Annotated in this window: 15 protein-coding genes and 1 pseudogene; 4 read left to right on the top strand and 12 right to left on the bottom strand. The window is 41.6% G+C overall.

The genetic code is table 11. From position 1 onward, the window contains the following. Positions 1-239 precede the first annotated feature (239 nt). Both GTQ43_RS05450 and GTQ43_RS05455 read right to left on the bottom strand, forming a co-directional pair. Positions 240-3,935 (bottom strand): eIF2A-related protein, encoded by a 3,696-nt coding sequence (locus GTQ43_RS05450; RefSeq protein ID WP_265271334.1) that lies wholly within the window; start codon positions 3,933-3,935, stop codon positions 240-242. Continuing rightward, on the bottom strand, positions 3,928-5,463 hold the full coding sequence (locus tag GTQ43_RS05455; RefSeq protein WP_265271335.1) for an AAA-like domain-containing protein: 1,536 nt from the start codon (positions 5,461-5,463) through the stop codon (positions 3,928-3,930). The genes GTQ43_RS05450 and GTQ43_RS05455 overlap by 8 nt, the downstream gene beginning before the upstream one ends. 75 nt (positions 5,464-5,538) lie before the next feature. Between GTQ43_RS05455 and GTQ43_RS05460 the strand changes: the two genes are divergently transcribed. Next, a complete protein-coding gene (locus GTQ43_RS05460) occupies positions 5,539-5,964 on the top strand; it encodes a hypothetical protein (protein WP_265271337.1) in 426 nt (141 codons plus the stop codon). A 533-nt stretch (positions 5,965-6,497) separates the two neighbouring features. On the opposite strand, the gene GTQ43_RS05465 is transcribed toward GTQ43_RS05460, so the two are convergent. Then, the gene (locus GTQ43_RS05465) at positions 6,498-7,097 is read right to left on the bottom strand and encodes a hypothetical protein (protein WP_265271338.1); all 600 of its coding nucleotides are present in this window, start codon (positions 7,095-7,097) and stop codon (positions 6,498-6,500) included. 848 nt (positions 7,098-7,945) lie between these two features. Here GTQ43_RS05465 and GTQ43_RS05470 point away from each other — a divergent pair. Next, positions 7,946-8,866: a lysylphosphatidylglycerol synthase domain-containing protein gene (locus GTQ43_RS05470; RefSeq protein WP_265271340.1), complete on the top strand. Its 921-nt coding sequence runs from the start codon at positions 7,946-7,948 to the stop codon at positions 8,864-8,866. Between the two features lie 12 nt (positions 8,867-8,878). Here GTQ43_RS05470 and GTQ43_RS05475 read toward each other — a convergent pair whose 3' ends face one another. The 3 genes and pseudogenes from GTQ43_RS05475 to GTQ43_RS41690 all read right to left on the bottom strand — a co-directional run. Further along, complete coding sequence (locus GTQ43_RS05475; protein WP_265271341.1) at positions 8,879-10,198, bottom strand: hypothetical protein; 1,320 nt, start codon at positions 10,196-10,198, stop codon at positions 8,879-8,881. A gap of 425 nt (positions 10,199-10,623) precedes the next feature. Continuing rightward, positions 10,624-11,988 carry a lipid-A-disaccharide synthase-related protein gene (locus GTQ43_RS05480; RefSeq protein WP_265271343.1) on the bottom strand — a complete coding sequence of 455 codons (1,365 nt, stop codon included), beginning with the start codon at positions 11,986-11,988 and terminating at the stop codon, positions 10,624-10,626. Between the two features lie 76 nt (positions 11,989-12,064). Further along, positions 12,065-12,151: pseudogene (locus tag GTQ43_RS41690) on the bottom strand (Uma2 family endonuclease); the annotation flags it as partial. A gap of 299 nt (positions 12,152-12,450) precedes the next feature. Between GTQ43_RS41690 and GTQ43_RS05490 the strand changes: the two are divergent. Together GTQ43_RS05490 and GTQ43_RS05495 are read left to right on the top strand one after the other, a co-directional pair. Further along, positions 12,451-13,473 carry an NADP-dependent oxidoreductase gene (locus tag GTQ43_RS05490; protein ID WP_265271345.1) on the top strand — a complete coding sequence of 341 codons (1,023 nt, stop codon included), beginning with the start codon at positions 12,451-12,453 and terminating at the stop codon, positions 13,471-13,473. Between the two features lie 87 nt (positions 13,474-13,560). Next, positions 13,561-14,952: a collagen-like protein gene (locus GTQ43_RS05495; protein ID WP_265271347.1), complete on the top strand. Its 1,392-nt coding sequence runs from the start codon at positions 13,561-13,563 to the stop codon at positions 14,950-14,952. A gap of 3 nt (positions 14,953-14,955) precedes the next feature. Here the strand turns inward: GTQ43_RS05495 and GTQ43_RS05500 are convergent, their stop codons facing one another. The 6 genes from GTQ43_RS05500 to GTQ43_RS05525 all read right to left on the bottom strand — a co-directional run bounded on the left by GTQ43_RS05500 (position 14,956) and on the right by GTQ43_RS05525 (position 22,141). Then, complete coding sequence (locus GTQ43_RS05500; protein WP_265271349.1) at positions 14,956-15,516, bottom strand: nitrate transporter; 561 nt, start codon at positions 15,514-15,516, stop codon at positions 14,956-14,958. Between the two features lie 876 nt (positions 15,517-16,392). Beyond that, positions 16,393-17,175 carry a jacalin-like lectin gene (locus GTQ43_RS05505; protein WP_265271351.1) on the bottom strand — a complete coding sequence of 261 codons (783 nt, stop codon included), beginning with the start codon at positions 17,173-17,175 and terminating at the stop codon, positions 16,393-16,395. After that, positions 17,112-18,509 carry a flavin monoamine oxidase family protein gene (locus GTQ43_RS05510; RefSeq protein ID WP_265271353.1) on the bottom strand — a complete coding sequence of 466 codons (1,398 nt, stop codon included), beginning with the start codon at positions 18,507-18,509 and terminating at the stop codon, positions 17,112-17,114. Before GTQ43_RS05510 ends, GTQ43_RS05505 begins: the two co-directional genes overlap by 64 nt. A 156-nt stretch (positions 18,510-18,665) precedes the next feature. Further along, positions 18,666-19,475: a hypothetical protein gene (locus tag GTQ43_RS05515; protein WP_265271354.1), complete on the bottom strand. Its 810-nt coding sequence runs from the start codon at positions 19,473-19,475 to the stop codon at positions 18,666-18,668. Then, positions 19,475-20,491, bottom strand: a complete 1,017-nt coding sequence (locus GTQ43_RS05520; RefSeq protein ID WP_265271357.1) for an RNA polymerase sigma factor — start codon at positions 20,489-20,491, stop codon at positions 19,475-19,477. The genes GTQ43_RS05515 and GTQ43_RS05520 overlap by 1 nt, the downstream gene beginning before the upstream one ends. Before the next feature lie 1,074 nt (positions 20,492-21,565). Beyond that, a complete protein-coding gene (locus GTQ43_RS05525) occupies positions 21,566-22,141 on the bottom strand; it encodes a TIGR04376 family protein (protein ID WP_265271359.1) in 576 nt (191 codons plus the stop codon). Positions 22,142-22,155: the final 14 nt, after the last annotated feature.

A 22,155-nucleotide genomic window follows, 5' to 3' on the forward strand; every position in this document is an offset into this window, starting at 1 on the left:
GATGTCATTGCGAATGGAGCGAAGCGAAATGAAGCATAAGTCCTTCGGACACGCTTCGCGAACGCAGGGGCTGGGATTGTTCGCTTCGCTCGCAATGACTGTAATTAATTCTGCATGGTTACTTAACTCCAGGAATATCATTTGAAATCATACAAGCGATGATCGCAGTTTCTGAAATCCCTTTTCGTAGCCGACTCGGAGAGAAACTTGAACTTTAGTTCAAGGCAGGGAGAGGTTTATCACCTACGTGTGCCAATATCATCACATAAATGCTTATCGCTTTCATTCACATTGGGGTTATTTTGCAAATAATCGCGCACCCAAGCACAACCCTTAACCATTAAATCATCCACATCAAAATTGAGATTCCACAACTTCACGGTGTTGTCATCACTGGCAGAGGCAATGGTTTGACCGTCGGGGCTAAATGCCACGCCCCTAACCGAATTGCTATGACCTTGGAGAGTTTGTAAGAGTTGCCCCTGGCGATTCCACAACTTCACCGTGTTGTCACCACTAGCAGAGGCAATGGTTTGACCGTCGGGGCTAAATGCCACGCCCCTAACCGAATTGCTATGACCTTGGAGAGTTTGTAAGAGTTGCCCTTGGCGATTCCACAACTTCACCGTGTTGTCAGCACTGGCAGAGGCAATAGTTTGACCGTCGGGGCTAAATGCCACGCCAAAAACCGAATTGCTATGACCTTGGAGAGTTTGTAAGAGTTGCCCCTTGCGATTCCACAACTTCACCGTCTTGTCATAACTTGCAGAGGCAATGGTTTGACCGTCAGGGCTAAATGCCACGCCAAAAACCGAATTGCTATGACCTTGGAGAGTTTGTAAGAGTTGCCCCTTGCGATTCCACAACTTCACCGTGTTGTCACCACTAGCAGAGGCAATGGTTTGACCGTCGGGGCTAAATGCCACGCCCCAAACCGAATCGCTATGACCTTGGAGAGTTTGTAATAGTTGCCCGTTGCGATTCCACAGCTTTACCGTGTTGTCATAACTTGCAGAGGCAATGGTTTGACCGTCGGGGCTAAATGCCACGCTATTAACCGAATCGCTATGACTTTGGAGAGTTTGTAAGAGTTGCCCCTTGCGATTCCACAACTTCACCGTCTTGTCATCACTGCCAGAGGCAATGGTTTGACCGTCGGGGCTAAATGCCACGCCCCAAACCGAATCGCTATGACCTTGGAGAGTTTGTAATAGTTGCCCGTTGCGATTCCACAGCTTCACCGTGTTGTCATAACTTGCAGAGGCAATGGTTTGACCGTCGGGGCTAAATGCCACGCTATTAACCGAACCGCTATGACCTTGGAGAGTTTGTAATAGTTGCCCCTGGCGATTCCACAGCTTCACCGTCTTGTCTAAACTGCCAGAGGCAATGGTTTGACCGTCGGGGCTAAATTCCACGCCCAAAACCGAATCGTTATGACCTTGGAGAGTTTGTAAGAGTTGCCCCTGGCGATTCCACAACTTCACCGTGTTGTCTAAACTGCCAGAGGCAATGGTTTGACCGTCAGGGCTAAATGCCACGCTATTAACCTCATTGGTATGACCTTGGAGAGTTTGTAAGAGTTGCCCCTTGCGATTCCACAGCTTCACCGTGTTGTCATAACTTGCAGAGGCAATGGTTTGACTGTCGGGGCTAAATGCCACGCTATTAACCTCATTGGTATGACCTTGGAGAGTTTGTAAGAGTTGCCCCTTGCGATTCCACAACTTCACCGTGTTGTCATAACTTGCAGAGGCAATGGTTTGACTATCGGGGCTAAATGCCACGCTATTAACCGAACCGCTATGACCTTGGAGAGTTTGTAAGAGTTGCCCCTTGCGATTCCACAGCTTCACCGTGTTGTCATAACTTGCAGAGGCAATGGTTTGACCGTCGGGACTAAATGCCACACTATTAACCTCATTGGTATGACCTTGGAGAGTTTGTAAGAGTTGCCCCTTGCGATTCCACAGCTTCACCGTGTTGTCATAACTTGCAGAGGCAATGGTTTGACCGTCGGGGCTAAATACCACGCTATTAACCTCATCGCTATGACCTTCTAGCCGGTTACGTTCCTTGATTCCATAAAGCACCTGCTGGAGTGTAGCTACTGCTAAAATGCGGGTATCTGGCTCTACATTTTTATTTGATGTTTTAAGTCGTTTTCCTACCTTCAAACCTACTACTAAAGCATCAAGTTCTAAATGTGATGCCATCAGGTTTTGTGATTTGAGGCTATCGGCGATAATTTCGGCATTTATCCGACGTTCATCCGCATCTGCTTCAGCAGCGATCGCTTCTTGTCCTTTAACCTTTGCCAAATCTCGTTGCTTTTCAGCGTCTGCCTGTCTATCCTTAGCTAATTGTTCAGCAGTTTTTGTTTTATCAAGGGCTTTTTTTAAGTCTGTTCCCCTTTTTTCAGCTAATTGTTGTGCAGACTTTGCTAGTTCCTCTCCTTTTTTAGCTCTTTCACTCTCTTGATTAGCAATGCGCTTTTGCCTTTCTGCCTCCCGGCTTTGTTCCTCTGCTTTTTTTTGCTGTGTTAGCGCATTTCTAGCCTGATGCTTTGCCTCATTGCGTTGATTTTCTGCATCTAGACGCTGCTGTTCTTCGCTATCGCGGGCATCTTGGGCAATCTGACGTTCACCATTCACATACACAGCCACTCCCGTCATTAAAACCGAGAATACTACCAGTATTGCCACATAAGGCAGTGCAGGTTTAAGCTGTTCCCACCTATCCCGCAAGTTAAACGGCAAATTTTTATTAATCCACTTGTCATCAAATACTTGCCGATAGATTTGATTCCGCACCCGCAAAACATTATTCTCTCGCCGTACCACGCCCGATAGCTTCAAGTGAGATTTAGCTAGAGACTGCTCCTCATCCACAACCGCCCGCTTACCCTGGCGAATCTGGCGGTAAATAGTCAAAACCTCCGGGTTTGGTGCGCGTTTAGTCAGCATATCGCGGACAAACTGCAAGTTATTGTCTTGCTCACTCATCGCGCCAAAAAATGTGCCGCTCACTATTCTGTCTACATTGGCTGCGGATAAGACTCGATCCCCCCTAGCCCCCCTTTTTAAGGGGGGAAGAATAGAACTCTTGCTAAGGGTTGTTGAAGAAATCTCCAAACCTGGAAGTTGATTGCCCCCCTTTTTAAGGGGGGTTGGGGGGATCAAAACCAAGGCACCACAAAGACGCTGTGTTAAATAAGGATGTCCCCCCGTCCACTTCAACACCTGGCCTAATACCTGCTTGGCTTCATCGCTGGGTAATCCCAAGCCTTCAGCTAAGGGTAAGGCTTCGTCAAAGGTAAAATCAGTTAAATCTACACGCTGTCCAATATTAAAGGGTGTGCGCTTGGCATCGCTGATTAAATCGCCGGGAGTCGCTACGCCCATTAAAACAAAAGAAAGCCGCCCCAATTCAGGATTAGTGGCACGGGCAACATAGAGATAACGAATGGCGATAAAAAAATCATCGGTAAAATCTAAGCTGAGGGTAGAGTCAATTTCATCGACAAAAATCACCACTTGCCCCTCAACCTCAGTCAGCAAAACCCTCTCAAAAAACTGTGTCAGCCGTTGCGATACTCCCAGATGCTCGTGTTCTTGCCACCAACTCACCACATCTGTATCAAACATCAGTTGGTCTTCTAGCTTCACCAAAAAGCCAAAATACCACTGTTCTGCTGTGACACTTGCCCCCAATTCCTGGAGGTCAACAATTACCGAGGAAATTTCCTCATCCGTTAGGGTTTGCGCCGTGCGTACCATTAAGCTAGACTTACCCATTTGGCGAGGTGTCAGCACATAAGCAAAAATTGCCGACTGGCATAAACCGAGCAATTTTTCATCAGCTTGACGAGGAATATAAATACCACCGCCAGCCTGTACCGTCCCGCCTACGGTGTAAATGCTTGGATTAGCCACGAATATGCTCCCGGAAATAATCAGCGTAAAGTTGACAACGGGGAAAGACTACCCGCCCTTCCCGGCGCACTAAACCCGCACCCCGCAAGCGGAAAAAGGTGCGCTCATCTTCACAGGTGTTCTGGCGAATTATTTGAAACATACCTTGCACTAACTCTTGTTTGTTATGCAGCCGAAAAAGGTGATTACGCAAATGATTACCAAAGGGGCCATTATCTGCGATCGCATTGGCAAATAATTCGGTAGGATGGAAGCGATCGCTAGCAACTGAGTAAAGTGCAAGGCGTACTAAGTAAGGATGTCCACCTAGCAACGCGATTAATCGCTTTTCTTCATTAGCGTTGAAGGGTGAACCATGACGGCGGTTTAAATCAGCAACCTGTGCTGCTGTAAAGTCTTCTAAATCAATTACTAATCCAACATTAAAGGGGGATTGGTTGAGATTATCAATTAGCTGGTAGGGTTCAGTGGAAGTAACCAGTGCTAAATCCAGTTGCTTCCAAATGGGAGTAGTGGCGCGGCTATTGTGCCAGCTTCGCAGCATTCCAAAGAAATCAGAGCGAAAATCAGTATCAAAGACTCTTTCAACTTCATCCATTGCTAAGACAATGGGATTGCCAAACTCCTTGAGCAAATAGCGACTGACATAGCGGGTACAACGCTGACTATTACCCAAGGGCATATTCCAATACTCATCAACTTTATCTGTCATTTCCAGTTCGTCAGTTAACCAAGTACAGAACTGGCGGAAGAAAAGGTCAGCATTAGTTAAGGCAACTTTATCAAACAATTGGAAATCCAGCAAAGCAACCCGCTTTCCTGCATTCACAGCAGTATTAATTGTGCGGATTAACAGCGAACTTTTGCCCATTTGTCGGGGGCCTTTAATTGTAATTGTCACACCTTGCCGCTCAATAGTCTCTAAAGTAAGTGCATCAGATGAGCGTTCCACGTAAAAAGTAGATTGTGATTCCATTGTCCCTTCGGGCATTTCCAGCGAGATAGGCTGTGCTGAAGGAAAGGGATGGGGGAGGAGTGACGGCTTACTTATCTGGAGTAAGTCTGCTTTTAATTTTTCTTCACTGATAGCCAATGTACCGCCAGAGATAGCCTGTAACAACTCTGCAATCAAGCGTGGTGTATCTTCTGCATCTTTCCAGAATGCCCAGTTAATGCCATTTAAGTAAGCACTCAAGGGATACAAGAATGGTTCTTGATATGCAAGACGCACTGGGAGAATTATCGGTCGTCCTGACTGGGATTTTGCCAAGTGGTGTGCTGTCTCAATTTCTGCCACCACCATCTCGCTGCTAGTTGATAAAGCTGAAAGGAAGCTAATAAAAAAATCAGCTTGGCGGATTTCGGCTTCAATACATTCAGCCCAGTGTGTGCCAACAGACATAGTTTGGTCGATAAAGACTTTGTGTTGCTGCGATAGTGCCTGAAAGACTTGAAGCGCTACCGGCTCATCTGGGCTAGCGTTACGTTTGTAGCTGATGAAGATGCGTTTAGCCTGTGAGTTTAACATTACTATTAACCTTGTCTTCCTTCAGCTTTTTGAGTGGAAAAGCTTATCTAGTTGTGAGTCAATCTTGTACAGAAGGTGGGTAATTCTGTAATTCGTCATCCAAGAGCAGTTTTTGCCTATTTCGAGGATTCGCTGAACAAATTAAGATTTTATTCACAGCGCTATCAATTAGTTACACTCTACTACAGCGCAGTTGCAGGTAATTACCGACAGCATAAAAAAATTGCTCACGGAGTTCAAACACTCGTTAACGGAGCTAAAATACTCGTTAACGGAGCTAAAATACTCGTTAACGGAGCTAAAATACTCGTTAACGGAGCTAAAATACTCGTTAACGGAGCTAAAACACTCGTTGACGGAGCTAAAACACTCGTTAACGGAGCTAAAACACTCGTTAATGGAGTTCAAACACTCGACGACGGAGCTAAAATACTCGTTAACGGAGTTCAAACACTCGACGACGGAGATAAAACACTCATTAGACATCTGATAAAAAATTAGGACTTACGCAAAATACCTCTCAAACTCTTATTACTCCGTGTCCTCTGCGCCTCTGCGGTTCGTTATTCCGTTACCCGTGCGTAAGTAGAGACGCAATATATCGCGTCTCTACAAGGGTTCTGCATAACGCATATTTAATTTCTGGAGATGTCTAATAAGTAGTAATGCAAAATTAAATATACATTTGTCATTGCGAATGGAGCAAAGCGGAATGAAGCAATCCCAATATCTTGCGTTCGCGAAGCGTGTCCGAAGGACTTATGCTTCGCTAGATTTCATTCCGTACCCTACGGGAAGGCTCCGCCTACGCAATGACATAAATATTTTTGCATACGCACTTAAAGGCGTTGTTGAATCAAGGTATGAACTTGAATATAGAGACGTAAAACTTTACGTCTCTACAAGGATTTTTCACCGCAATCAGCAACGCCCCAATAAACAAACAAAGTCTGCCTACGCAGACTTTGTTTAGGTAGCCACAGACTTTAGTCTGTAGGCGCTTTCATATTTTTTAAAAGATTGAATGACTCATTTTAATCAACTTCTTTGACTGTCTTCTTCACTGCATTACCTGCATCCTCAGCTGTGCGCTGAACATTTTTACCAGCATCCTCAGCCCCACGCTGAATATTTTTCGTCAAGTCTTCGGCAGCATTTTGGGTATTATCCTTGAGAGTTTCAAATCCACGCTGAGTCCCTTTAACAAAACCTTCCCGGACTTCATTAGTTGAACTGCCAATATCTTCACCCAGATTCTTTACTCTTTCACCAAGTGATGTACCTTGCTGAAAATTGCGGCCATATTGTTCTCTGCTGTCAATCCCCTTTTGCTCAATGTTTCTTTGAGCATTTTTTACTAGCGCTTCAGCTTTGCTATTAGCTGCCTTTTCATCTTTAGCTCTGGGATCTACATCACTAAAATTATTTATCCCACCAGTGGGAGAAGAGAGAGGATAATCTTTTGTAGGATCGTATCGTTTGACATTAGGTGCTTGGGAACCTGGCTGTGGTGGCTGTGCCGCTACTCCCGGAGCGCCGCAAGCTTGTGCCATAAATAGAAACATTCCTGCTAAAAAAACAGTTAAAATTCTCAAGGGACGAATGTTTTTCAGCCAAGTCATTGCTTTTTTCATACTTCTCACTCCTTGCATTTTTGTGATTAAGTTAAATTTCAACCAAGATGGCATTTGGAATTACTTTTTATCCCAAGCATTCAGAAAGAATCATAACTTTGCTTAATTTTATGAAAAACTAAATAAGTTTTACCTCTAGCGCAAGTCACATTTTAATTAGTACAAAAGGAATAATTTTATCTAACTAGAGGAAGATATAAACTAAAATAATATGATTGTGGTAAAAAGAATTAATTGCGTATGCAAAAATATTTATGACATTGCGAGCGGAATGAAATCTAGCGTACCCTACGGGGATCTTGCTACGCGCAGCGTCTCCAAGAGTTGCAATCCCAAGACATTAGGATTGCTTCATTCCGCTTTGCTCCATTCGCAATGACAAATGTATATTTAATTTTGTATTACTACTTATGTAAACCTGCTTGATACTTCAAAATCTTTGGATACAGCAGATTGCGAGTTGGTGAGGTACAAAAATACCCCACCCTAACCCTCCCCTTATAAAGGGGAGGGAACTAGATTTCTTTTTCCCCCCTTTATAAGGCTACGGTGTACACACAAGTCTGATCATCTTATCCACATCGTTTTGATCCCCCCTAACCCCCCTTAAAAAGGGGGGAACTAGAGTCAAAGTCCCCCTTTTTAAGGGGATTTAGGGGGATCAAGCCACATTTTACTCAGCACAGAGATGTGTGTACACCGTAGCCTTTATAAGGGGGATTAAGGGGGGTAATTCACCGTAGCCCCAAGCAGTACTTCATTTACTTGCAAAGTGCTGTATATAGCTGATGTGTCATAAGATTTGAGGTATTTAGCCCTTGTTACTCTACCGTTAAATTACTAAATTCATGAAGCAGTTTTTACGCTGGATAATTTTGGGGGGGACGCTGTTTTTTTTAGGGAAAGCTCTGAAGGATAATTGGATTGGAGTGACTGCCATCCGCATTGATGGGGTAGGATGGGCAATTATAGCGATCGCTACTGGGGTAACTTTACTAGCACATACTTGGGCAGGTTGGATCTGGACTTGGATTCTGCAAGAGTTAAATCAATCTGTATCATCTCCCCAATTTATTCAAGTTTACCTAAAAACGAACATCGCTAAGTATTTACCAGGTAATATCTGGCATCACTACGGGCGAATTGTCGCCGCCAAAAATGCTAATATTTCTGCTGGTGCAGCCACCTTAAGCGTTTTGCTAGAACCGTTACTCATGCTAGCGGCTGCTTTAATCATCATTCTTCTATGCAGTAGCCAATTTACAACAGCTAATACTAACCTGGTTCTGCAAATACTGCAATTCCTGAGTTTAGCTGTAGTTCTTTGTGCGATTCATCCCCGGTTTTTAAACCCAGTTATTCGCTTTTTATACAGATTGAAAGCAAAAAAGTCTGCTGCTACAACTCAACCAACTATTCCCTTCAATCTGAAAAAGTACCCCTTACGCCCTTTGTTAGGAGAATTGGGCTTTATGGGACTACGCGCTACTGGGTTTATATTAACTATGTCCGCACTGGGTTCATTAAGTGCAAATCAAATTCCTTTGTTGTTAGGGGCTTTTAGTTGCGCTTGGCTGTTGGGGTTTGTGATTCCGGGTGCGCCTGGTGGGTTGGGTGTGTTTGAAGCGACTGCATATCAACTTTTGCAACATCACTTCCCATCTGCTTTAGTGTTTAGTGCGATCGCTCTATATCGCCTCATTAGTATTCTAGCTGAAATTGCGGGTGCTGCTCTTGCTTGGTTAGATGAACACCTGGCTAAATCATGAATCAGGTGATACTCACTTTTGTCTATCTACCTTCATCTGTGAAAAAACCCGATAACCATCTAAATTTAACTGCGGATTACTGCTTTGTTCTTCTTCCATCTTAATCAAGTTATACTCTACATTCTCTGCATAAATTGCAAACGTGATATTAAAAATTTCCATAAAGTTGATTACACCTTTACATTCATCTTCAGGATAATTTTCGTAAAAACGAATCAAGTGAGCAATCCGAGTTTCTAAATGTCTACGGGAATTCGGACAAATTAAAATAATCTTTAGTAGTATAATCACCAATGTTAAAGTATGACCCCGACTAATCAATAAGATAAACAATGATGAAGGCTCTTTAGCATTTTCTATTGTCAAGGAATCAATCACTCGATTACAGGTTCTCAGAAACAATTCTTTAGTGATAGTTTCCTGATTGCAATCTTTCTTCCACAATGATAAATTATCTATAAATTGCTGCTTCCAAGTCTCGACTGATTCTTGTTTAGCTATAGAAAGAAATAGATATTTTTCGAGATTAATTTTAAATTCTTCTAGGGTCTGATTTTGAGTTTGCTTGATAAATATATGGGCTATATTCTCATGACTAAAAATACCTCTTTTTAAGACAATTGCTTTTATTAAACGCAGAGCCTGATCTCCTAAAATACTAGGATTTTTATAGCGTGTTGCGCTGGAAATAGCAGATTGAGAACGAGCAATATACATTGCCAGTTCAAACTTAAATTTTTCTTTTATCTGTTTAGAAAGCTTTCTAGCAGCCTCCTGTTGCTCTATGGGATTATTCTTATTAATAGATTGATCGATTAATAAATAGGAACTATAGCGATTAGCCCAATGACCTTTAAGTGATTCGTCATATTTAGCAGCAAATAATTTCAATTCTTGGTAGTCTTTGCTTTTAACAAAATTCTCTAACCAGCTTTTACAAAGCTTGACTACTGGAGCATTATTATCCTTGATCTGGAGACTTTTGTTAACAAATAGATTAACTAATTCTTGGATGTATTTGTCTTTACGGTTAGTTTTCCAATTATTAACTATGATGTAGCAACACCGCTTTAGTGTATTACATAACTCCTGCTCATTATCATCTAAAAAAATACTATATATTCCTGGAATATAATCGGAATTCTCGGAATCAAGACCATCTATAAATAAACCTTTGAATTCTCGTAAAACATCATCTGGCGATAATTTCTTGACAATTTCCACGAAGAAGCTATAAACCTCTTCTTGTACACTTTGGATGTTTAGCTGTCTAGAGTTAGACGTAACGCTATGGGGATCTTCCTGACTAATTGATAAACTATTAGCGTTCATTTCAGTTATCAGGACAAAAAGGCTTCCTGTTCATATTATTAACAGCTTAACCTTGGTGAACAGTAGCATCAATCTATTTTTCTGAAATTCAGTCATCTTTTTACACAAATTTGATAAAATTTGACCATAAATAAAGTATTAAACCCAAATTGTTCAATACTTCATCAAATAGTCCAGTGAAATTACTTGGTTTCATTAAGTTAGATACCTTCTTCTTCGTCTGACTAGTACCGCAGGGCGGAATTAAAAATTAAAAATTAAAAATGAATACAGCATGAGGGTTTCATTGATTTGGAATGGGTGGTTTATTTCCGCCGCACTGTACTAGCTATGTCATTCTTTTATCCATAATTCTCTAAGTGTGATTTTCCGCTCGCTTGTCTTTAGTCTAAACTCCAGGAGACAAGGAAATGCCCAATACCCATTCAACCCAATCGTTCCTGCAAGCATTCTGCAATGCGTAGTGCTGCTCCCATTTTGCCCATGCGTCGCCTACCGTTTTCGGCAATAATTTGCAAAATATCAGGATCTTTAAATAGGGACTGGACAATCTTGGCAACTTCTGCTGGCTGCTCGACTAAAATCAAAGATGAGCCTAAAAGACGACTTTGAGCTTCAGCAAAGGCAGGATTATATTGGGGCCCGTTGCCGGGAATTGCGATCGCAGGTTTACCTAAACCGATAAACTGTTCTGTAGCTGTACCTGCCATTGCGATCGCTAAATCTCCTAAATGCAAGCAGTCATTATAAGCTTTTTGGGTCAGCAATAGATATGCATTTCTTTGTTTAAATGTCAAGATATTTGGGTCGGGAAGTTGGATAGGACATACAGATTCAGTGCGCCAGCCTTGAGATTGGACACTTTGGGATAAAATGTGAGAGTCTAAACTAGGAGCGATCGCACCTAAAAAGACTACCTTGCTAGAAGTGTAAAAGATTGAGCCTCGCTCCTGGAAACTTGCCGTCAACGCAGATACGGCAATCATAATTGTTTCCCAGTTAGCGTATGCCTCTGGCGGACGGGAACCAGGCAGAAGAGTCACTACAAAAGGTCGAACCGTCTCCTGCTGTTGACTATCCTGACTATAAAATTGTTGGCGTGAAAACGTAGGTTCCAAACCATCCATCATGGGATTACCCAAATTCAAAGCGGGAATTGGCCATTGTTTTAATGTTTCTGTCGTCAGTGCATCTCTAGGAAATACCGCCTTACAACGGCGACGACTCATTAACCAACGTTCCCAAGGATGGTAAACTGAACCAGAAAAGTTTTCCCAACGCGCATCTTTGGATTTCCGTGGTAATAATCCAGCTTCATCTTGCACATAATATTCAGATTTTGCTGTACCCACAAAAGCATAATTAGCGCCACTAAAAGTTGCCAATAACAGTGGGACAATATCTCCCACAGCTAAAATTGCTCTTTTATTACCTAATTTTTTTTGAGAACTCACCCAACGGCGAATAGCTTTAATCTGGCTGAGGGTAAGTTGTAATAAACCACCGCGGACATCCCGCGCTAATTGGCGGCCATCCATATAAATAAAGCCACCAGAAGGCATAGTGCGGACTGAACCAATAAGAGGTATATCTAACTCTTGGTAAGCACGTCCTTCACCCACCAGAGGTAAAGCAAATATCTCTGGTGGGTTTGATAGTCGTTGCAGTTCTTGCAAAATCCGAACTGCAATTACATCTTCCCCATGACCATTACTTAATATAAGTAACCGCAAAGGAGAAGTTACAGCTTGGGAGTTAGAGGCTAGAGATGAGCGGTATACATTACTCATAAAAACAAAATATCAAAATTAACTGTCTGTTTGGATAATAAGTATAAATAGGGAAATTGGCAAACAAACTGGAAACTTTGTGCAATTCATAGCGTTTACCATCGTTAGGATACCATTCGATAAATTCAGTGAAAGTAAGTAATTTGGGTAAAACTTGGATCATGATTTTACCTCCATATATATTTTATAATATTATGAGCTAAATTTTCGTTTTTAGACTTTGTTACTAACTATCTAACTATTTATTTACAGTTTTTGATCAAGCAATTTATCTGAAAGCGGCAATAGAATAAATTACTATTTTTTATTTTGGCTTGGTAAACACCGACTGCTTAAGAGATGATAGCATCTGTACGGGATGCGCGAAAATAACTTGGATTAGTCTACACTGATTATCAGGTAACAGATTCATTGGGAAGTTTAAAAGAGCCACACCCAAATCATATAGTAGGAAAATAACTGATGTCTGATTTAATTAACAAACAAATCATTCTTAAAAGTCGTCCAGTCGGTGAACCAAAAGAGAGTGATTTTGCTTTAGTAGAAACACCAAGTCCCGAACCCGGTGAAGGCGAAGTTCTGAGTCGCACCATTTATCTATCTCTTGACCCTTATATGCGTGGTCGCATTAGTGCAAACGAGTCTTATGCTACACCAGTAGAATTGAATTCTGCGATCGTCGGTGGTACAGTCAGCCAAGTAATTAAATCAAATCATCCTCAATTTCAAGTAGGAGATTTTGTTCTGAGTAATAATGGTTGGCAAACTTATGCTGTATCTAAGGGTGAGACACTACGTAAACTCAATCCCACTCAAGCACCTTTATCCTATAGTTTAGGTGTACTAGGTATGCCTGGTTTGACTGCTTATGCTGCATTGCTTGATATTGGTCAACCCAAAGAAGGTGAAACTGTCGTGGTTTCAGCTGCTTCTGGTGCTGTTGGTGCAGTAGCAGGTCAAATTGCCAAAATTAAAGGTGCTAGAGTCGTGGGAATTGTCGGGAGTGACGATAAGCGAGACTATATAGTTAAGGAATTAGGTTTTGATGTTGGCATTAACCGCAAAACCCAAAAACTTGATTCAGCGCTCAAAGAAGCTGCTCCTAATGGCATTGATATTTACTATGACAATACAGCAGGTGTGATATTAGAAACTGTGTTGCAGCAAATCAACCTTGGGGCAAGAATTCCACTAGTAGGTTTGATTTCAGAGTATAACGCCACATCTACTCCATCAGGGCCTAATTTAATGCCACTGCTAGTCAAGCGGGCCTTGATTAAAGGTTTTCTAGTTGGTGATTATCAAGATCGGTTGAATGATTTTTTACATGATGTTTCTGGATGGTTGCAATCTGGTCAACTTAAGTATAAAGAAGATGTAGTTGTTGGTTTAGAAAACGCTCCTCGTGCATTCATCGGTTTACTTCGAGGTGAGAATTTTGGCAAGTTGATTGTTAAGGTCAGTGACGATCCAACAGCCAATTGAAAAGCATATCACTGAACAGAAGGGAGCAAATTGTTGAAAATCAGCGTCAGCAGTAGATAATTCAACTAAAGTTTTAGGTCTAACTAAATGCACAATAATTTTCGGAATAAGCTGCCACTACTGCTGACATTCTGCTTATTTACGAGCTTTTTGCCTGCCTCTGGTTCAGTTTTATGCCCAGCCTTTGCCTCTGACAAATACTATAGAGTAGCCAGAAGTTATAGCAGAGATGGACGCACAGGAACCGATGGTAGATCGGGTAGAAGTGGTGAAAACCAAAACGTTTTTGTCAATGGTTCACCTGTTAATCTTGATTTGTCCGGTAAAGATGGTGAAGACGGAGAAGACGGGGAACATGGCGATCGCCCTGACTGTGGTTATCAACGCGATCGCAGTCATGATATAAATGCACCAAATGGTGGCAATGGCGGTAACGGTGGTAAGGGAGGAGATGGGGGAAATGGCGGTTCCCTCACAGTTTATTACAGCAATTTGGCAGACTTACGAAACATTTCCGTTCGGGCAACTGGCGGTAAAGCTGGACGCGGCGGTAGAGGGGGTAACGGTACGGAGGGTTGTCACTGTCACAAACGAAGGTGGGAAGTGAAAACCTGCAAAGGAACTCCCGGTAGCCCTGATTATAAGTGTACTGATAAGGTTTATCGATGTAGTGACGGTAACGATGGGCGAGATGGTAGTGATGGTAACGATGGTAGCCAAGGGCGCTTAGGAACTTTAAGTATTGTCAATAGCAAGGAAGCTTTGGCAGCCGATCGTCCAACTGTACAGCTAGCAATTTCGGAACTGATAAACAAACCAGTAAACCTCTCGAAGAACAAATGGAATCAACGCATTGGGGCAACTTCTCTACTTGCGCCTGGTTCTGCGATCGCAGATGATTACCTTGAGTTTGAACATCGAAGAGAAGAGGCTTTTCAAATAGTTTGGCAAGAAAGACAACCCATCACCAGTTTTGGCAATCAAGCTGTAACAGTTAATTTAAGTGACAACAAACAAGTCGAAGTTACTTTTGCTGAAGATTTATGGATTGATGGTAGCATCAAAAGTGAGGCTAACTTAACAACATTTACCGTTGACCATGCCATTCCCAAAAAAGATGTCACCCGGTTAGCTGTCGCAGAGTTTGCCGAAGCAGGACAAAACCTCAACTTAAAAATAGTTGATTTGGCAGCAAAATCTGATGCCATTAATACTCAGTTTCGCATCAAACTCTTAGCACAGGATAACTTACACGGTTTTTCTGGCTACAAAACTGAATATGAAGGGGATATTCCCAACGAACTTGTGACTCGTGACTACAACCGTTTTACTCTAGCTTTGGGGAAGCTGAAAATTCCTGATGACGCTTTACGCCCTGGTGTCAACGTTGATATTGAAGTCGTAGCAACTCGTTCCTTGGGAATACGTTCTGCCAAGCAAACTATTAGCTGGCAGGGTGCAATCCGCAAGTCTAGATAAAGTTTAGGAAGATTTTTTCCCATCTGAAACCATTTGCGACAAAATATAAGCTGCAAAATCTAGTAACTGATCCAGCAAAAAGCCAATGATACCAATGTAGAGGATTACCTGGATTATGTAATCGGCATTGCCAGCCTTATAAGCTTCCCAGAGGGTAAACCCAAGTCCTTTTGGGCCTGTTAACATTTCTATAGAAATAACTATAAACCAGGCTACCCAAATACTAACTTTCAAGGCATGAAATATATGAAATATAGCAACTCGAAAGTTATTATTCTGTCTCTGAAAATGTCGCATACCGATTGCCGTATTAATAATCATCGTCCAGAGAGTTCCGATAAAAACTACCGTAGTAGCAGCCGATTCGCTCTCTTGAAACACTATTAAGGCAATAGGTAGCAAAGCTATAGGAGGGATACTATGTGGTATCTGGAATATCAGTCTAAACAACTGATAAACCATGCTATTCATACCTATCAGGTATCCGATAAAACTACCTAACACGGCGGCTGGAATGTAACCCACAAACAACCGTTGTAGGCTAGCTAAAATGTCTAAAAACATATATTCTCTCTGCCTCAGTTCTCATGAAAAACATTTAGAAAATACTGTGGCAACAACACTAAATAAATGAGATAAAACTGTGTTCAATTACACCTTCTCTTTGAAAAATGCAAGATTTCTTATATCTTCTCCTTGTTGATAATTAATCAAAAAAATTAGGTATTATTACGATGTGTTAGTAGTAAAACAAAGAAGAGGTAAACCTTGACTTTAGTAAACTTTATCAGAAAAATAAATCCTGATTAGTAAATTCAATACAATTTTCAGATTTTACTTGCTAGATGATTGTAGTAATAACAATATCTAGCCTCATGAGACTTCAGGTTTTCCGCCTTGTCTTCGGGAGTAATCTCAGATATAATTGATGTAAATTAAATATGAATGTCTAAAATTTTTAACATTAGACAAATTAAAAAATTTGTTATTAACAACACAAAATTTTTATAAAATAGGAAGACTTACAAAGACATTTATCAAGTACAACAAAATTATTATCAGGGAGCCAGTGCGTTGCCCGGATTTATCAGTGCTGAAAAATCAGGATTTCCACTTTTAAAATATTAACTCTATCAGCGTTATCTCAATGCAAACAAGAACAGAAAGATGATTAGCATTTCACCTAACGCTACGATTGATCGTACCATTTCAATTAAGAGGCAGGGGGAAACGCTGACAGGTGTAGGTATTTTACAAATGTGGCTTAAATGAGGTTTTTCCGTGGGTTGACAACTCAAATTTTAGTCTCTGATTTTCCACCTAAGAAGGAAATTCAGCTGTTTTAACAACATTTAGAACTCTGTTTGAGAGTGCCCACTCATGCCTACATAAAAAACAAACCTACACCTATCAGTTATTCCCTGCTCCCTTGCCTCTTTTTCAATCGATACTTCTAAAAATTACCCCAAGAGCCGACATCACCAAATCTTTTGAACGATCAACGTTGTAATCTAATGGAACTTCAGCCCCAAAAAAGCCAATAATTTCCTCCCTATCCTTTGCCTTAAATGTAAAAGATTTTCGCTCTGACTCTAAACTGTGAGCCATAGTACCAAAAATCTGGTGTTTCTGATTTTTTGTTGTCAACTTCAACTGAAGGATATGAGTTGCACCAAACCAAATACCATAATAACCAGAAACCTCTTCGAGGTAATCGCCTTCTGGAATTGTAAAAACATCTCCTTTATTAGGTTGTTTATTACCGTATTCTCTCGACCACTGGTTAAGAGTAGTGTTGTTTTTGTCAGTAGTCGCATAAAAAACTTGCAAACCATCTACGATATCGCCGTGGCGGACAATTACTTTCTTCAGAGAGTTCACACCATTCAGCACATCAGAAAATGAGTCAAAGCCACTGGTTTGATGCTGTGACAAGTTATGTTTGTCTACCGTATCTGAGAAGCCGTCAAACTTCTCTGGCGCATATCCCCGATAAACTCCTGTAGTGCTACCTACGAGTTCGGCTCTGCGGCACTTCGTTGCTTCTATGATCTTTTTGGAACAAATAACCCCAGAGCGCAAAGCTCCTTCCATGTAGCCAAAAAAGGCTAGACAGGTATGTTCCCCGGCGAAGAAAAATCTATCGAGATAAGCCTGACTCAGAAAATGCCCAATCTTACAAACTTGGTTGGGTTTAGGGCAAGAATATCCCCTTGTGTCCATTTCTCTTTAGGCCAATCGATAAATTCTTGGTTGATGAGGTTACTCTCATAGTCTTCATACACTCGACCGAACGCTTCGTTAAAATAAGTCGTCGGTTCGGGTGATGCCAAAGCTTTGCTTGCTGATTGACCACCTGCGAACAGATTCAACCCAAAGCCGTGTCCACTGGTTGCCATTTGGTTATCAGTAGATTCCCAAATCATGCCCACTTCATCTGACATACAACTGGCTGCCAGACCTTTCTTAATCCAAAACCGCTCATTGACAGCAGTTAGATATTTAATGGCTTGTCCCATAGCCATCTCATAATCGGAGGGAAGCTTAGGAGTAATGGAAATATGTTTCCATGTGGCGGGAGGAATGGCAAAAATAACGTAGTTTCCCTTGTATTCTTTATTGTCTCCTTTGAAGATAGTACGAACGGTCACATTGGCTGAATCTTTGGAAATATCAATGTGAGTCACGGGTTCATCTGTATTAACAGACCAATCTTCTTGCCCGTGAATTTCTTTAACAACCTTTTGGATTTCCTCAACAAACTTCTGTGCTAAAGCTTGATTCCCACTATCACAACGGAAGGTTTCTGACAAAGTCCAGTAATCTTCAACTCCACCACCTTTGACTGCTGCTAGTAAACCAAGGTAACTTTGCTCTGTAGTTGGGGAAGTCTGGTCATTACTAAAATGCACCTCTAGAGTGTTTCGTAATAACAAATCACCCGCACACCATTCATCTAACTTATCAGCAACAGAAATGCTATCCCACTCCTTAGCTTTAGGATGTGTCCAAGGTTCGTAGGCATCTACTTGCTCTGCATCTTCATTGATTTTTTCTTCAATCTTCCCTATTTTGTCGAAGATTCTTTTTTGGATTTTGCGAGAAATATTAGAACCATTGATGTAGAGAGGTTGTTCTAATCCTGCTGCCAAGAAATTAGCTTCTGAGGAAATTACGCTCAGTCCCAAGCCAAATTTTCTCGCGTAGTGAATCCATTGATGATGATTTGCACCAATTAATTCTGCACCCGCCTCAACAATGCGTCCTGGAGCAATGTTGTCTTTACTATGAACCCGTCCTCCAACACGCTCTCTTGCTTCCAAAACAGTGACTTGAATGCCTTGAGTTGCTAATTCATAAGCTGCCGCAAGTCCTGCAAATCCTGCGCCAACTACGATCGCTTTGACATTTTTGAGGCGTTGTTTTTGCTCGTTATCTAAGCTAGTCAACTGTTCTTCGATTTCAGACAGTCCTGCCTGAATTTTCTCATATTTCTCGATGCCAGATAATTCAGTACCAAAGCTCCGGTGAAGTTTGGCGAAAAGCGATTTTGACATAGCAACATTACTCCAAGCTTGTTTGACAATCTAAGTTCTACAACTAACAGTTCAATATCATCTGAAAAATCAAAATTTTCAGGTTAATTCAGGGACTGAAACCCCTAATTATTTTATGGGTCAGCCTCTGAATCAAACTCAGATTACTTTTGATTTCTACCCTTCATATATCATTTTGAAAACTGTTCCTCTGTCTGCTGCTTGGAAAACCACTTTAAATCCATCTAAATGTACTGTTCTTTGTTCTCCTTCAGATATTTGACAGAGTTCTGTTCGTACATCATGAATGTGATCTATTATCTCTTTTCCTTCGCCATCAGCTTGATCTTCAAGCCAATTTTGGCTAAAGCTTACACCTGCTTGAGGACGACCCATTTTGGGATTATCTAGCAAAAAGCAAACATCTATATTTTTTTCCTCACAATGATATACAGCAAGAGCTTCAACTCCCAAACCTCGTGAATGAAGTGAAAAAGCCGTGTAAGAAGATTCTTGCCAGTGTTCTTGTTTGATTTCCTTTGCTGTTTGTCCGCTAAGAACTTGCTCGGAGGGAGATATTGTCCATGCTCCAGACGAAGGTTTTCCTGTATTCTCTTTTCTTTTCCAAGAAAATGGAGTGCAGTTAACAAAAACACCAGCCATATTTACCGCTCCATCACTAGAAGCAGCATCGGCAGCTTTATGAGCGGCCTCTGTTCCTGCTGCAATTATTGCAGCATAAATCGTTGCAGTAGATTCGGCTATCATATTTTTTACCTCGTAGTTATGCAGTGAATTCATTAAGGCATAGACATCTAAATTATTTTGGTTAAAATTTGATTGTCTGCCCTTTGTCTCTACATTATTAAGACGATTGAAGAAGACAATTTGTGAATTAAACTTTAGATAAAGCCCATTTTTTACAATTCTGCGCTTGCCTTGGCTTCCTACCAAATAGGTGACGCTACCTTCTGAACCTGCTGCCACTAGCTTATCCTGTAACCAAAACTTTCCTTGTTGTCCAGGCAGAATTTGCTTAGGCGGAGCAGAAATTCTCCCCATATTTTCCACATCTCTGGATTTTCTTCTATTCTCTGCACCACCAGACAAGAATTCCAACAACTTTCAGTTTCTTCATCAAATTGTGCCAAAGCCAAAATCGCTGCTGGGGGCAATTCACACAGCGTCGCCTCAACGCAGCGACAACCATCTCTCTTTATTTCTAACTTCCCATCAGAGATTCCCGCAACGGGAACTGACTCAGAGTGCTGCACCGATCGCACTACCTCCCTCGGTTCTTCAGCAACAACAATCTCCACTTCTTCCACTGCAACAATCGGTTCAACTCTAGTATTCCCCTGGGAAATTTCCCCAATTGCAGCCAAGGTTGGCGTAAGTGATAAATCCTTATGAGTCCTATCCTCGCCAATAAAATATTCCCTCAACTTCTCTCGCAGAATTGCCCGCCCTTGCGAGATGCGCTTGCAGACATTCTGGTAGGATATATTTTGCTGTTGAGCAATTTCTAAATAAGACAATTCCTGATAAAAGTGCAGGATAAACGTCTCGCGTAGTCTTGTGGGTAAATTAGCGATCGCACGGCGGATCGCAATCCTTTTCTCGCTAGTCTCCATTGCAACTTCTGGCGTATCGTCCAATGTTACTAGCCTTTGATCCTCAACAGAAGCGTATATTTCTATATTCTCAACTCTATTGGCCCTGCGATCGCATTCCCGATGAATATCTACGCAGAGATTATGAGTCAGTCTTATTAACCAAGCTTTAAAATTAGTAATTTCCCCCGCATACTTTTGCACCTTCTCCCAAGCCTTGAGCATCGCTCGACTTAACGCATCTTCAGCATCAGTAGGGTTTTTCCCCATCCATCTAAGACAACAACGGTAAAGTTCATCTCGATACTGCTCCCATAGCTGCCAAAAAACTGAACTTATATTTTCAGTGCAACTACGCAAAGATGAAATTGCAACTACTTGAGTACCCAATATTACCCCTTTGGTAGATGATTTGTGTCTCTTTTTCTAAGTAAGCAAGCGAGTGCAATCGACCGTTAACCAAGCAGCGCCTAGTTTACAGCAAAAAGCTTTCGATACTATGTAGGATGTCTAATTAGAGAATTCAGATATTAACTGGGGGCAATTAGTGCTATTTCAACAGAGTTGTCAGGCGCTACTAACCTTCAACTAACCACTTTAAATTTAATAACTTGCTTGTTGGTTCAGTATAATTACTGCAAAATATATAATTACTGTAAAATAAGTAGTTTTACAGTAATTTTAGAAATCTCAGTACATCCTTTTTGTGCAGAAATGAGAAAAATAGGGAGAAACTAAGTACTTAGATAGATGTATTATCAATAAGACTACGTAGCCGCTTACCCGTTGCATAAATTTAGCGAAGATCGTGAGACTGTCAATAACTGTTCGGTTAAGGCAAGAAACGCGATAAATCGCCGTCTTTACAATAATCAGTCCTTCGTCCTGACGGCGATTTATAGCGGATTTATATCTATTATTTTTATCAAATAACCTTAACCGAACCGTATTGGTGAGACTGTTAGTCAATAGACATCTCCAGAAAAGATTTAGTTACCTTAAATTTACATACAAATATCACGGAAATTAAGCCTCTCTCCGCTTCGGGGAGAGGTTTGGAGAGGGGTCTTTACTGTCAATGCGTAAGTACTAATAGGGTCAAAACAAGAATTTCAGTCTACTTCGGTGGACTTGAGCTATTAGCCCAGAACTTAAGTTCTGGGCGGGATGTGGATCAGTGCAATACTTTAACTGTGACAAAATATTACATAAATGTGGGTAATGCCAAGATTTTGCCTATGGTATGATACAATCGCACCCAAATTACTTACGATATATCATTGCGATCGCAACAAAGTAGAGCGAATCAATCACCAGGACTCTGCGTTCGCGAAGCGTATCGGAAGGACTTACGCTTCACTCCGTACCCTTTGGGTTCTCCAACGCAGTACGCAATGACAAGTGTTTAACCGGACATGGTATGACTCAACACTCCTGAACTTGCTTGTACCAGTGCCTTTGCGATTATTTCCCTAGATTCCGCTTCATTTGTTCTAACTCATCTTGAGTTTCCCAGCTACGGAACTTCTCTTCTAAATCATCAAACCCACTAGAATAACTGCTAGTTTTATTTGACCAGCCACTGGTTTCAAAACGCTGTTGAGTTTGCGCTTTATCACGGGCTGTTTGTGCTTCTGCTGCTTTAGCTTGCACCTCCTGTCGCCGTTGCTGAATTTTTCGTAGTAGTTCCTGAGATTGGTTAATGCGTTCTTTCAGCCCTTGCATCTGTCCCCAGCGCTGATTTCCTTCGCGCAACAGGGCTGCTTCTCGCTCAAGAGCCGGAGTTACTAAATCTTCTCTACCAGCATTTTTGGCTTTTTGAACCCGGATATGCCACCGTTGAATTTCTTGAGCGGTAGAGAGAATATCTTCTTGCGATCGCTTCTCTTGTAATTGTAAGTCTGCGATCAGCTTTAATGTGTCTTCTTCTTGCTCACGCAGCTGTTCTAGCAGCGCCTCTAACTCCAAATGTGGATTGTTACGCAAGAATTCTTCTAAACGGTTTTCTAAAAACCGACTCAAATCATCAAATAAGCCCACTGCTAGAACTCCAG

Origin of the sequence: Nostoc sp. KVJ3, assembly GCF_026127265.1 — a bacterium.
Classification (GTDB): domain Bacteria; phylum Cyanobacteriota; class Cyanobacteriia; order Cyanobacteriales; family Nostocaceae; genus Nostoc.